The following is a 13,185-nucleotide window of genomic DNA, read 5'->3' as shown; positions in this document are numbered from 1 at the left end:
TGACTTTATGAAAGAAAAAAGTTTTGATAAAAGTATTATACTGGATGCCCTGGCACAATCCTTTAAAAAGCTTGACCCCAGGGTGCAGGTGCATAATCCGGTTATGCTTGTTGTATATATAGGGGCTGTATTTACTACACTGCTTTTTATCCTGTCTTTTGCGGGAATAAGGGATGAAAGTGCAGGCTATACCTTTACCATATCGGTTATTTTGTGGTTTACCTGCCTGTTTGCCAACTTTGCGGAAGCTATTGCGGAAGGCAGGGGACGCGCCCAGGCACAGTCCTTAAGAAGTGCCAGAAAGGATGTTAAGGCAAAGAAATTACTTTCGGAAACCGATGTCAGCAAGTATACGGAAGTGTTGTCAAACAGCCTGAAAAAAGGCGATATTGTCTATGTTGCCGCAGGGGAACAGGTACCCATGGACGGAGAAGTAATAGACGGTGCCGCTTCCGTGGATGAAAGTGCCATAACCGGGGAATCAGCACCGGTAATCAGAGAATCCGGCGGTGACAGAAGCGCTGTTACCGGAGGTACGACACTGGTATCTGACTGGCTGATTATCCGTATTACAGCAGAGGCAGGAGAAAGCTTTCTGGATAAAATGATTGCCATGGTAGAAGGTGCCGCAAGAAAGAAAACGCCAAATGAAATCGCTCTTCAGATTCTTTTAGTAACGTTAACTATCATATTTTTAGTTGTTACCGCAATGCTTCTGCCCTTTACGGACTTTGCAAGCAGGCAGGCAAAGAGAGGTGCCCCTATATCCATCACCAATATTATTGCCTTGTTGGTGTGCCTGGCGCCTACTACCATTGGAGCCCTTTTATCTTCTATCGGTATTGCCGGTATGAGCCGGTTAAATCAGGCAAATGTACTGGCCATGAGCGGAAGGGCAATTGAAGCGGCCGGAGACGTGGATGTTTTACTTCTTGATAAGACAGGCACCATAACTCTTGGAAACCGCCAGGCCAGTGAATTTATCCCGGTAAAGGGAGTTACGGAAGAAGAGCTTGCCGATGCTGCCCAGTTATCCTCCATAGCCGATGAAACGGCGGAAGGCCGCAGTATTGTAGTACTGGCAAAAGAAAAGTTTGGCATACGGGGGAGAGATTTATCGAAGCTTCAGGCAACCTTTATTGAATTTACGGCAAAGACCCGTATGAGCGGTATAGATTATCAGAAAAATGAAATCAGAAAAGGAGCTGCCGAGGCTGTAAAGGATTATGTAACGGGAAAGGGCGGCCGGTATACCGAAGAATGTGAGAGAATCGTCAAGGAAGTTGCCAAGGCCGGAGGTACGCCTCTGGTGGTAGCAAAGAATGGAAAAGCACTTGGTGTTATCTATCTGAAGGATATTGTTAAGAATGGCGTAAAGGAACGTTTTGACGATTTACGTAAGATGGGAATTAAGACCATTATGATTACCGGCGACAATCCTATGACCGCAGCAGCAATTGCAGCGGAAGCAGGAGTGGATGATTTTCTGGCAGAAGCTACGCCGGAGGCAAAGCTTACCTTAATCCGCGATTACCAGTCAAAGGGACATCTGGTTGCCATGACAGGTGACGGCACCAATGATGCCCCTGCCCTTGCCCAGGCTGATGTGGCGGTTGCCATGAATTCCGGTACCCAGGCGGCAAAGGAAGCAGGAAATATGGTGGATCTGGATTCCAATCCTACCAAACTTATAGATATCGTACGTATTGGAAAGCAGTTATTAATGACCAGAGGTTCCCTGACTACTTTCTCTGTTGCCAATGACGTTGCCAAATACTTTGCCATTATACCGGTATTGTTCTTTTCGATTTACCCGCAGCTGTCCGTGCTTAATTTCATGGGCCTGACCAGTACTTACAGTGCTATCCTCTCTGCCATTATCTACAATGCCCTTATTATCATTGCATTGATACCATTGGCTTTAAGAGGGGTTAAATACAGAGAACTTCCGGCTGGAAAGCTCCTTCAGAGAAATCTTTTTATATACGGCCTTGGCGGAATTATAGCACCGTTTATAGCAATAAAGGTAATTGATATATTACTGGCCTTTTTTGGCTTTGTATAATTATATGCCGCACTGGCGGCAGAAGGAGAGGTAAACTTAATATGAAAAGCAGCAGAGGAGTTCTAAGACCGGCAATTGTATGTCTTCTTTTGATGACGGCCTTATGCGGTGTGCTTTATACCGCGGCAGTTACAGGAATTGCCGGAATTTTCTTTCCGCAGAAAGCAAACGGAAGTATCATTACGGTCACTTTAAAGGACGGCAGCAGGAAGGAATACGGTTCTGCTCTTATCGCACAGGAATTTTCCGACCCGAAATACTTAATCGGAAGGCCTCTTGGCACCAGCAATCTTTCACCGACAAGCGCTGAGCAAAAAAAGCTGGTAGAAAAAAGAATAGAATGGTGGCATAACCTTGACCCGGATAATAAAAGGGAAATACCTTCGGATTTAGTAACGGCATCTGCCAGTGGAGTTGATCCGGGTATATCACCTGATGCCGCCGCTTATCAAGCGGGCAGAATAGCAAGGGAGAGGGGAATGACAGAAGATGAGGTAAAAGAGATTATTGATAAATACACCATAAGATCATTCCTTGGCATCTTTGGAGAACCGGCGGTGAATGTATTAAAGGTGAATCTGGCCCTGGATGGCTTGCTGTAAAAAAACCAAGCTGATAAGATATTAAAATGATTTATGTGATATAATAATGAAAGATAAAAGGAATGGGAAAATCCGGGTGAAAAAAGAGTGCCAGGCTGGCAGTATCGCAAGTAAACTTTCGATATGCATGGAGGAGTAACATGGATAATCAGGATTATCGCCCGGATCCCGAGGCGATTTTAGAAAAAATAAAAGATGAGGAAGAAAAAGAAACCGGAAAATTAAAAATTTTCTTCGGATATGCTGCCGGAGTCGGGAAAACTTACGCTATGCTGGATGAAGCAAAGGACCGTTACAATATGGGAACGGATGTCCTGGTTGGATATGCAGAGCCCCATGAACGCCCTGAAACTTTGCGGTTTTTAGAGGGACTTCCTGTACTGCCGCCTAAAATTATACCGTATAAAAGCATGGAGTTAAAGGAATTTGACCTGGACGAGGCTTTGAAAAGAAAGCCGCGGCTGATTCTGGTGGATGAACTGGCCCATACCAATGCAGCAGGTTCCAGGAACCGTAAACGCTATCAGGATGTGGAAGAGCTTTTGAATGCAGGAATTGATGTTTACACTACGGTAAATGTGCAGCATCTTGAAAGCCTTAATAATGTGGTTGAAGATGTTACCAGAATAACGGTAAGGGAAACCGTTCCTGATTACATATTTGACAGGGCAGATATGGTTAAGGTGATTGATATAGAGCCGGAAGAGCTATTGCACCGGTTAAAGGAGGGCAAGGTCTACCGGGAGGAGCGGGCAAAAACTGCCATGAACAATTTCTTTACGGTGGAAAATCTAAAGGTCTTACGGGAAATTGCCCTTAGAAAGGCCACGGAGCGTATCAGTAATGAAAACCAGAATGAACGGGTCATGCAGGAAAAGATGGCAAGTACCAAATTCTTAGTCTGCATAGGAGCCTCCCCTTCCTCTGCAAAATGTCTTCGTTGGACAGCCAGAGCAGCGGAAGCCTTTCATGCCCACTGGATTGCGGTATATGTAGAAGAAGAGGATATGCCTGCATCGGAGCAAAAACAGGCTATCAGAGAGAATATGGAACTGGCTGAGAAGTTGGGGGCAGAGGTGACCACCCTGAACGGACATGATATTGCCGAAACCATAGCAGAGTATGCCAGACTGTCGGGAATCACGAATATTGTAGTAGGAAAGAGCCGGAACAAAAAGACGATAAAGAGCCTTTTCGAAATGGATTTTGAAGACAAGTTGATTTCTCTGCTTCCGCAGATAGAGGTTCATATTATTCCGGACAGTGCACTGACAAGAAGATTTAAGGCAAAAGGCAGGCTGATTTTTTTAAAGCCTCATCTTAGCTTTAAAGGCAGTGATATGATTAAAATGGCTGGTATCCTTTTAATTTCCCTTCTTCTTTGTGAAGGACTGCAGACCTTAAATTTTGGGGAGCAGAATGTTATTATGGTATTCATTTTGTCAGTACTTATTGTCTCCAGGATTACGGAAGGCTATTTTTACGGAGTGTTTGGTTCCATTGTCAGTGTACTGCTCTTTAACTTCTTTTTCACAGAACCGTATTTTACCTTTAATGCCATTGGCAACGGATATCCCCTGACTTTTTTAATAATGCTTCTGGTGGCTTTGATTACAAGTGCTCTGACTGTAAGAATCAAGACACAGGCAAGGCTGGCCGTTGAGAGAGAGCACCGTACGGAAGTTATGTACGAAATCAATAAAAAGCTTCTTGCTACCAGAGAAACTGAAAATATTGTTTCCCTTGTTCTGGATTATGCAGTGAAGCTTTTTGGCAGATCTGTTATACTCTATACTATAAATGATAAGGCAGAAATGAATGGCGGCTTTTTGCAGTCCGAAGAAGAGGAAGATGCCTCTTTTATGCGGTCAGACGATGAAAAGGCAGTCGCTCATTGGGTATTTGTCAATCAGAAAAGAGCCGGAGCCGGAACGGATACCTTAATGGGTGCCGGAGCATATTACCAGCCGGTACTGTTTCAGGGTAATGTACTGGCAGTAATTGGGCTTTCCTGTAAAAAAGGGAACCTGGATCATAATAACCGGCTGTTTTTAAGAATGATCGCACCTCTTGTTGCTATGGCACTGGAGCGCCAGAGGCTAAGTGATGAGCAGAGGAATATTCTTGTAGAGACAGAAAAGGAAAAGATGCGGAGTAATCTTTTACGTGCCATTTCCCATGATCTTCGTACTCCCCTTACCGGAATTTTAGGAGCCAGTTCCGCCATATTGGAAAATGAAGGTACTTTAAATGCGGAGACCAACCACCAGCTGGTTGTAAATATCAGGGAGGATTCCCAGTGGCTTATCAGAATGGTGGAGAATCTCTTATCCGTTACCCGTATTAAGGAAGGTACGATGAATGTGACAAAGACACTGGAAGCCGGGGAAGAAGTGATTGCGGAAGCTGTGGGCAGGATCCGGATTCGGTATCCTGGCAGAAATATCCTGGTGAAGGTACCGGAAGAACTTTTAGAGGTGCCTATGGATGGGACTTTGATTGCACAGGTTATTATTAATCTTTTGGAAAATGCCATAAAGCATTCCAAAGAGGACGCATTCATTGAAATACATCTTGAGAAACAGGAAAAATGGGCGGTATTTGAGGTGCTGGATAATGGAAGAGGTATACTAAAAGAGGATGTTCCCTATATCTTCGACAGTTATATGCCGGGCGGGGATAAGCCCTTAGACTCTTCCAGGGGAATGGGAATCGGCCTTTCCATCTGTATGTCGATTATAAAAGCCCATAACGGCAGAATGGAAGCCGAAAACCGCAGCGGAGGAGGCGCAGCTTTCCGCTTTTATCTGCCGGTAGAAGAAAATTGAGAAGGAGATGAAATGGAATATGGAACCTTTAATTTTGGTAGTAGAAGATGATGAGACCATAGGTAATTTTATTTCTGCGGTATTAACGGCAAATGGCTATAAGGTAATCCGGTGTACAGGCGGAAAAGAGGCCATCCAGATGAATGCCTCCCATGTTCCTGATTTAATCCTGCTGGATTTGGGACTGCCGGATATGGATGGCCTTGAAGTACTAAAAAACATCCGTATGTGGTCAAAGATTCCAATTGTTGTAGTATCGGCCAGAGGTTATGAAAGGGAGAAGGTCCAGGCACTGGATATGGAGGCAGATGATTATATCGTAAAGCCTTTTGGTACCTCGGAATTACTTGCCCGTATACGGACAGCCCTAAGGCACGGCATCAGGAGCAAGGATGGAGAAGAAAAGCAGGAGAGCTTTGTCACTATAGGGGAATTGAAAATCGATTTTGATAAAAGAATTGTTCAAATGGCAGGAGAGAGGATACACTTAACACCCATAGAATATAAGATTTTGGCGTTACTCTCCAGGCATCCGGGAAAAGTATTGACCCATGATTATATCATAAGGGAAATATGGGGTCCCTATGCCAATGAAAGCCGTACCCTTAGGGTGAATATGGCTAACATCCGCAGAAAGATTGAGAAGAATCCGGGTGAACCGCAATATATCCTGACAGAAATGGGTGTAGGTTACCGAATGGCAGATAAATAAAAAAGCGAAAGGCATTTGTAAAAGAAAGTATAAAATAATGGAATTTGGAAGATATTATCTGCCAGGAGGTAATATCATGGATGCAAATGCAGAGTATTTAAATTATATTTACCAGAATGCCCAGATGGGGACCGAAACCATCGGACAGCTTCTGGATATTGTAGAAGAGAAAGAGTTTAAAGATATTTTAAATTCCCAGTACAAGGAGTATGAAGCTATTGAGAAGGAAGCGGAAAGGATTCTAAGGGAAAAGAGCAAGGAAGAAAAGGATATCAGCCTGTACCAGAAGGTATCGGCCTATATCATGATTAATGTAAAGACCCTTACGGATAAATCTGCCTCCCATATAGCAGAAATGATGATGCAGGGCAGTACGATGGGAGTAATAGACATTATCCGGAATAACCGTAAGTATCAGGAAGCGGATAAGGAGATTGTAAGCCTGGGGCAAAGACTTTTAAAATTTGAAGAAAATAATATCAGCGAATGTAAGAAATTTATATAAAAATATCAAAGAAAAATGGCGTGGGGCTGTTGCAAATTATTTTGGAGAGTATGATCCAAAATGCAGCAGCCTCACGTTTTTCTTTTCTGTCAATATTTTTAGTAGACAATTTATGCATTTCTGATTATGATAGAAGAAATGAAAAAATACCGGCAGCAAACCTGCATAAATATACAGCAAAGCAGGAATAAGAGAAAGGTCATTGAAGGAGAGAGGATAAAACCATGGAATTAAGAGAGTATTTAACGGAACATAAACTAATAACAGACGGTGCCATGGGTACCTATTATTCCAGATTTTTAAACAATGACAGTGCAGTTTCGGAATTTGGCAACCTGACAGAAGAAGATACCATTGTAAATATACATCAGGCCTATATTAAGGCCGGTGCAGAGCTGATCCGCACCAATACCTTTGCGGCTAACCGCCAGACTCTGAATCAGACAAAGGAAGAACAAAAGGAACTGATTAAAAAAGCCTATCAGCTTGCTAAGAGAGCCGTTAAGAAAGCCAAAGAGCAAGTCTATATTGCCTGCGACATCGGTCCCATTCCGGAAAACGGAACCAGAACAGAGGAGGACATCCTTTCAGAATATCAGGATATCTGTAATGCCTTCCTAGAAGAGGGCGGAGATATCTTTCTCTTTGAAACTTTTTCGGATTTTTACTACTTAAAGCCGCTTGTTAAGTATATAAGGGATAAGAAACCCGCTGCTTTTATCATAACGGATTTTTGCTTAAATAAGAATGGCTTTACGGCAAAGGGAATCAGCGCCAGGTCAATCTTAGAAACCATAGAGGAAACAGATGAAATTGAAGCGGGAGGATTTAACTGCGGTATCGGTTCCGGACATATGTACCAGATATTAAGAAAGCTCACTCTTCCTGCCGGCAAATTCATCTTTGCAATGCCAAATGCCGGATACCCTGAGCAATTCAGGAACCGTTTGATATTCATGGATAATGAGGGGTATTTCAGGGAAAATATCCAGAGGATATGTGAATTGGGTATTGATGCGGTGGGAGGATGCTGCGGTACCACGCCGGATTACATTAAGAATATGGCAGAGAAGCTTTCCTTAGAGGAATCTTACAGAGGCGAACGAAAAGTATTATCGGTTATGCGGGAAGCGAAGGTTGAAGTAAGGCCCAATGAATTCTATCAGGTTTTTAAAGAAAAGAAGAAGGTAGTAGCTGTTGAGCTTGATCCGCCCTTTGATGCAAAAGATGAAGCGGTCATTGCCTGTGCACACAGGCTAAAGGAAACGGGGACGGATATCATTACCCTTGCAGATTCTCCTATGGGAAGAAGCCGTGTGGATTCTGTACTTATGGCCTTAAAGCTTCACAATGAGACAGGGCTCCCGGTGATGCCTCATATCTGCTGCCGGGATAAGAATATGATTGCCATGCGCTCTTGCATACTGGGAGCTTACACGAATGGTATCCGCAATATTCTTGTTGTAACCGGAGATCCCATTCCAAGTGAACACAGGCAGTCCACCACAGGAGTATTTGACTATAATTCCATCCAGCTCATGAATTATGTGAAGGAAATGAACCGGGAACATTTTGCACAGGAACCCATCTATTATGGAGGAGCCTTAAATTACGGCAGAGGTCCGATAGAGAAGGTGATTGAACGGATGGAAAAGAAGATAGAGGCAGGGGCAAGTTACTTTTTGACCCAGCCGGTATTTACAGAAGAAGATATCAGAAGGCTTGAGGAGATTAAGGCAAAGGTTAATACCAAGATTCTCTGCGGCATTATGCCCTTAGTAAGTTACCGGAATGCCAACTTTATCAAGAATGAAATATCCGGTATTCATGTGCCGGACTGGGTAGTAGAAAAATACCGCCCCGATATGGACAAAGCAGAAGCGGAATGGGTAGGTGCGGATATTGCCAGTCAGATAATAAAGGATTTAAGCCCTTATGCAGACGGTTATTACTTTATGCTTCCCTTTAACCGGGTAAGCCTGATGGAGAAGATCATAATTAAGTAAGGATGTATGGCGGGAGGCGGTAAACATATGAAGGATGCACAGAATAATATTATTGTCAGAGAATCCTTTTCTATGGCATATATGGGAGGAGAGATATGGTTTTGCCAATTGGATGCCCTCTATGACCGGAAAGAACTTGTGATGGAAAAATTTCAAAAAGATATGGATTCCATAAAAAGACCTTCGGCTACCGGGCTTATAGGTATCAACTTAAACCAGACAGCTGTTGACAAAGAGATGGCAACAGAGATAGCGGACCGGCTGATAGAATTCCAAAAGCTTCGAAGAGTTGTATTTGTAGGTGTTGACCGGAAAATAAAGAAGGTTATCAAAGAGCAGTTTAATCACAGCGGTAAAGGCATAAGCTTTGCCTTTAACTTTATAGATGACTTCGAAAAAGCAAAGATGTGGCTATGTGGAAATTAAAAAGCAATTTCCATTTCTGATTGGAGTGCGCACTTAAGCGCGCCACATGGAGTCTATGTGGAAAATAAATTTTCTTACTACATATTTATGAATATTCATAATAATTGATATTCAGGAAAGAGGTTGCCATGACGAAAGAAAAATTCAGAGAACTTATAAAGCAAAAGATTGTTTTGCTGGACGGTGCAACCGGCAGCAATATGCAAAAAGCCGGTATGCCGGTAGGAGTATGCCCGGAGGAATGGATTCTAAAAAATCCTGATGCCTTAATTAAGCTCCAAAAGGAATATATCCAGGCGGGGACGGATATTCTCTATGCACCTACCTTCACAGGGAACCGGATTAAGCTTACGGAATATGGCTTGGAAGACAGGATATCGGAAATCAATCAGGAGCTTGTGAAGCTCTCAAAGAAGGCTGCCAGGGAAGCCAAAGCGGACAGGGAGGTATATATTGCAGGAGATATCACCATGACAGGGCAGCAGCTTTATCCGGTGGGAACCCTTATGTTTGAGGAACTGGTGGAGGTATATAAGGAGCAGATTGCTTACCTTCTTCTTGCAGGGGTGGATCTTTTTGTTATTGAGACCATGATGAGCCTTCAGGAGTGCAGGGCAGCTCTGTTAGCCGTAAAGGAGGCCTGTGATCTTCCGGTAATGATTACCCTGACCTTTAATGAGAATAACCGGACACTTTACGGAACAGACCCTGTAACAGCCATTACGGTTCTTCAGAAGATGGGTGCGGATGCGGTTGGTGTTAACTGTTCCACCGGACCGGAGGGGATGTATGAAATTGTAAAGGAAATGAAGCGGTATGCCTCTGTTCCTATTATTGCAAAGCCAAATGCAGGGCTGCCGCAGCTTATAAATGATGAAACCGTATTTACCATGGAGAGTGAAGAATTTGCACGGGAAACAAAAAGACTTGCAGAAGCAGGGGCAGGAATTATAGGAGGATGCTGCGGAACTACGCCAAGACATCTGGCTGTACTTCATGAGGCAGTGAGAGGTCTCACACCGCCTGTTCTTAACCCTGAAAGGGTGAGAATACTGACCACAGAGCGAAGGGCACTTAAAATACCGGATACCGGAAAATTCTTAATTATTGGTGAGCGGATTAATCCTACCGGAAAGAAAGCCCTTCAGGAAGAATTACGGCAGGGAAACTTTCAGATGGTGACGGATTTTGCAAGAAAGCAGGAAGAAGACGGTGCAGATATTCTGGATGTTAATATGGGTATGAACGGAATTGATGAGAAAGAAACAATGGTAAATGCCGTGTATGAAGTTACCGGATTTTCGAACCTGCCCTTAAGTATTGATTCCAGCCATATTAATGTAATGGAGGATGCCCTTCGCATCTACCCGGGACGTGCTCTTATAAACTCCATCTCTTTAGAGAAGGAAAAGATAGAAAAACTTCTGCCCATTGCGAAAAAATACGGAGCTATGTTTATACTTCTTCCATTATCGGATAAAGGCCTTCCAAAGGATTTAGAAGAGAAGAAAGAAATCATTCATACAATTCTAAAAGCGGCAGAGGAAAATGGTCTGACAAGAGAAGATATTGTGGTTGACGGGCTTGTGAATACCGTGGGTGCCAACAAAGAAGCTGCTCTTCAAACTCTGGAGACCATACGCTATTGCAAGGAAGAATTGGGACTGGCAACGGTGGTAGGATTATCAAATATTTCCTTTGGGCTCCCGGAGAGGCAGTTTGTCAACAGCACCTTCCTGGCAATTGCTATTAAGGAAGGCTTAACCATGGCAATTGCAAATCCCTCCCAGGAACTTTTGATGAATACCGCCTTTGCGGCAGACCTTCTTGCAGCAAAGGCGGAAGCGGATATCCGCTATATAAAGAGGGTGACAGATCATCCGGCTTCCGTTATTTCCGGTACAGAGCATAAAGGCCCTGGCAGTAGTGCGGCGGATGGGAATAAAAAGAAAGAAGAGAAAGAAAATCTGTCAGAGGCATTACAAAAGGGGATTTTCTATCAGGTTTATGAGGCTGTTATTAAGGGAAATAAGAGAGAGGTTCTAAATAAGGTGAAAGAAGCTCTAAAGGAAGAAGTAAAACCCTCTTTTGTACTGGACGAGCTTTTAATTCCTGGGATTAATGAGGTGGGAAGGCTTTTTGATAAGCAGATTTATTTCCTCCCCCAATTGATTTCTTCCGCAGAAACCATGAAGACAGCTGTTGATTATCTGGAACCGCTGTTAAAGGAAGGACAGGAAGAGAAGAAAAAGCTGGCAACTGTGGTAATTGCCACAGTATCAGGGGATGTCCATGATATCGGTAAGAATCTGGTGGTTCTGATGCTTAAAAATTACGGCTTTGATGTGATTGACCTGGGTAAGGATGTGCCCACCGAGAAAGTTATTGAGACAGCAAAGGAGCACAATGCGGATGTTATTGCATTATCTGCCCTTATGACCACAACCATGCTGGAAATGAAGAAGGTAATAGCCCTTAAGAAAGAAGCAGGTATTAAGGCTAAGATTGTTATCGGGGGTGCGGTTATTACACAAAGCTATGCGGATGAAATAGGAGCCGACGGCTACGCAAAAGATGCCGGAGAGACCGTAGCAGTAATTAAGAAGCTTTTGAAAATATAATTTTTGGAGGAATAAGTTATGGATAGCAAACTGGAAACAAAATGTATTCATGAAGGCTGGAAGCCTAAGAGGGGGGAGCCCCGTCAGCTGCCGATTTATCAGAGTACTACCTTTAAATATGATACCAGCGAAGAAATGGGGCAGCTGTTTGATCTGGAGGCAGAAGGGTATTTTTATACAAGACTTCAAAACCCGACGAATGATGCAGTAGCAGGTAAAATATGTGCGTTGGAAGGCGGAGTGGCAGCAATGTTAACTTCTTCCGGACAGGCAGCTAATTTTTATGCTGTTTTTAATATATGTGAGACAGGGGATCATTTTATAGCTTCTTCCGCCATTTACGGAGGAACCTTTAACCTGTTTGGCGTAACCATGAAGAAAATGGGTATTGAGTGTACCTTTGTGGACCAGGAGCTGTCAGAGGAAGAGCTCTCCAAGTACTTTAAGCCTAATACAAAGGCAGTATTTGGAGAGACAATTACCAATCCCACCGTTTCAGTCCTGGATATTGAAAAATTTGCCAGACTGGCGCATTCCCATGGGGTTCCGTTAATTATTGACAATACCTTTGCAACGCCTATTAATTGCAGGCCTTTTGAGTGGGGAGCAGATATTGTAACCCATTCCACTACCAAGTATATGGACGGACATGCAGCGGGTGTGGGCGGCTGTATTGTGGACAGCGGTAATTTTGACTGGAATGCCCATGCTGATAAATTTCCTGGGCTTACAACACCGGATGATTCCTATCATGGTATTATATATGCAGAAAAGTTCGGAAAAGCTGCTTATATCACCAAGGCAACTTCACAGCTTATGAGGGACTTCGGCGCTGTCCAATCTCCGCAGAATGCTTTTTACTTAAATCTTGGACTGGAAACTCTTCATCTGCGCATGAGGCAGCACTGTGAGAATGCCCTGGCAGCTGCAAGATTTCTAGAAAAGAATGAAAAGGTTGCATGGGTGAATTACTCCGGTCTGGAAAGTGATAAATATCATTCACTGGCAGAAAAATACCTGCCTAAGGGGTCCTGCGGAGTACTGGCATTTGGAGTAAAAGGCGGAAGAGACATGGCAATAAAGTTTATGGATAGCTTAAAGCTGGCTTCCATTGTAACACATGTTGCCGACAGTAAAACCTGCCTGCTGCATCCGGCAAGCCATACACACAGGCAGCTCACGGATGAACAGCTAAGGGAATCCGGAGTGGCACCGGATCTGATACGTCTTTCCGTAGGGGTAGAAAATGCAGAGGATATCATAGAGGATTTAAGACAGGCACTGGAACAGATATAGACAGAGAAACTATAGAAAAGAGATTGCATGGTACAATGATAGTAGATACCTGCAATCTTTTTTCATTTTGTGCATTATGAAGATAAAAAAATCGCATAATGCAAATGTATTATGGAAATTGCTA

Annotated in this window: 9 protein-coding genes; all 9 read left to right on the top strand. The window is 43.5% G+C overall.

The window, feature by feature from the left end; genetic code table 11:
* Positions 1 to 7 precede the first annotated feature (7 nt).
* Positions 8 to 2,065, top strand: coding sequence for a potassium-transporting ATPase subunit KdpB (gene kdpB, locus BUF11_RS16045; RefSeq protein WP_073589865.1), 2,058 nt, complete (start codon positions 8 to 10; stop codon positions 2,063 to 2,065).
* A 41-nt stretch (positions 2,066 to 2,106) separates the two neighbouring features.
* Positions 2,107 to 2,667: a potassium-transporting ATPase subunit C gene (locus tag BUF11_RS16040; RefSeq protein WP_073589864.1), complete on the top strand. Its 561-nt coding sequence runs from the start codon at positions 2,107 to 2,109 to the stop codon at positions 2,665 to 2,667.
* A 140-nt stretch (positions 2,668 to 2,807) separates the two neighbouring features.
* The gene (locus BUF11_RS16035; protein ID WP_073589863.1) at positions 2,808 to 5,495 is read left to right on the top strand and encodes a sensor histidine kinase; all 2,688 of its coding nucleotides are present in this window, start codon (positions 2,808 to 2,810) and stop codon (positions 5,493 to 5,495) included.
* Between the two features lie 19 nt (positions 5,496 to 5,514).
* Positions 5,515 to 6,207: a response regulator transcription factor gene (locus BUF11_RS16030; protein ID WP_242952386.1), complete on the top strand. Its 693-nt coding sequence runs from the start codon at positions 5,515 to 5,517 to the stop codon at positions 6,205 to 6,207.
* Positions 6,208 to 6,283: 76 nt separating this feature from the next.
* Entirely contained in the window at positions 6,284 to 6,712 is a 429-nt protein-coding gene (locus tag BUF11_RS16025; protein ID WP_073589861.1) for a hypothetical protein, read from the top strand.
* A gap of 224 nt (positions 6,713 to 6,936) precedes the next feature.
* Positions 6,937 to 8,718, top strand: a complete 1,782-nt coding sequence (locus tag BUF11_RS16020; protein WP_073589860.1) for a bifunctional homocysteine S-methyltransferase/methylenetetrahydrofolate reductase — start codon at positions 6,937 to 6,939, stop codon at positions 8,716 to 8,718.
* Between the two features lie 27 nt (positions 8,719 to 8,745).
* Complete coding sequence (locus BUF11_RS16015; RefSeq protein WP_073589859.1) at positions 8,746 to 9,144, top strand: hypothetical protein; 399 nt, start codon at positions 8,746 to 8,748, stop codon at positions 9,142 to 9,144.
* A gap of 128 nt (positions 9,145 to 9,272) precedes the next feature.
* Positions 9,273 to 11,765 carry a homocysteine S-methyltransferase family protein gene (locus BUF11_RS16010; RefSeq protein WP_073589858.1) on the top strand — a complete coding sequence of 831 codons (2,493 nt, stop codon included), beginning with the start codon at positions 9,273 to 9,275 and terminating at the stop codon, positions 11,763 to 11,765.
* 18 nt (positions 11,766 to 11,783) lie between these two features.
* Complete coding sequence (locus tag BUF11_RS16005; RefSeq protein WP_073589857.1) at positions 11,784 to 13,061, top strand: O-acetylhomoserine aminocarboxypropyltransferase/cysteine synthase family protein; 1,278 nt, start codon at positions 11,784 to 11,786, stop codon at positions 13,059 to 13,061.
* The last annotated feature ends 124 nt before the right edge of the window (positions 13,062 to 13,185 follow it).

Origin of the sequence: Anaerocolumna xylanovorans DSM 12503 (genome assembly GCF_900143645.1) — a bacterium.
GTDB lineage: Bacteria > Bacillota > Clostridia > Lachnospirales > Lachnospiraceae > Anaerocolumna > Anaerocolumna xylanovorans.
Note: the sequence above shows the minus strand (reverse complement) of the source record. Positions and strands in the feature narration are given on the sequence as shown.

Excerpts from the sequence above, each read along its gene's own strand:
- kdpB (WP_073589865.1), top strand. The coding sequence starts at position 8 with ATGAAAGAAAAAAGTTTTGATAAAAGTATTATACTGGATGCCCTGGCA.
- BUF11_RS16025 (WP_073589861.1), top strand. The coding sequence starts at position 6,284 with ATGGATGCAAATGCAGAGTATTTAAATTATATTTACCAGAATGCCCAG.
- BUF11_RS16005 (WP_073589857.1), top strand. The coding sequence starts at position 11,784 with ATGGATAGCAAACTGGAAACAAAATGTATTCATGAAGGCTGGAAGCCT.
- BUF11_RS16010 (WP_073589858.1), top strand. The coding sequence starts at position 9,273 with ATGACGAAAGAAAAATTCAGAGAACTTATAAAGCAAAAGATTGTTTTG.
- BUF11_RS16035 (WP_073589863.1), top strand. The coding sequence starts at position 2,808 with ATGGATAATCAGGATTATCGCCCGGATCCCGAGGCGATTTTAGAAAAA.
- BUF11_RS16015 (WP_073589859.1), top strand. The coding sequence starts at position 8,746 with ATGAAGGATGCACAGAATAATATTATTGTCAGAGAATCCTTTTCTATG.
- BUF11_RS16020 (WP_073589860.1), top strand. The coding sequence starts at position 6,937 with ATGGAATTAAGAGAGTATTTAACGGAACATAAACTAATAACAGACGGT.
- BUF11_RS16040 (WP_073589864.1), top strand. The coding sequence starts at position 2,107 with ATGAAAAGCAGCAGAGGAGTTCTAAGACCGGCAATTGTATGTCTTCTT.
- BUF11_RS16030 (WP_242952386.1), top strand. The coding sequence starts at position 5,515 with ATGGAACCTTTAATTTTGGTAGTAGAAGATGATGAGACCATAGGTAAT.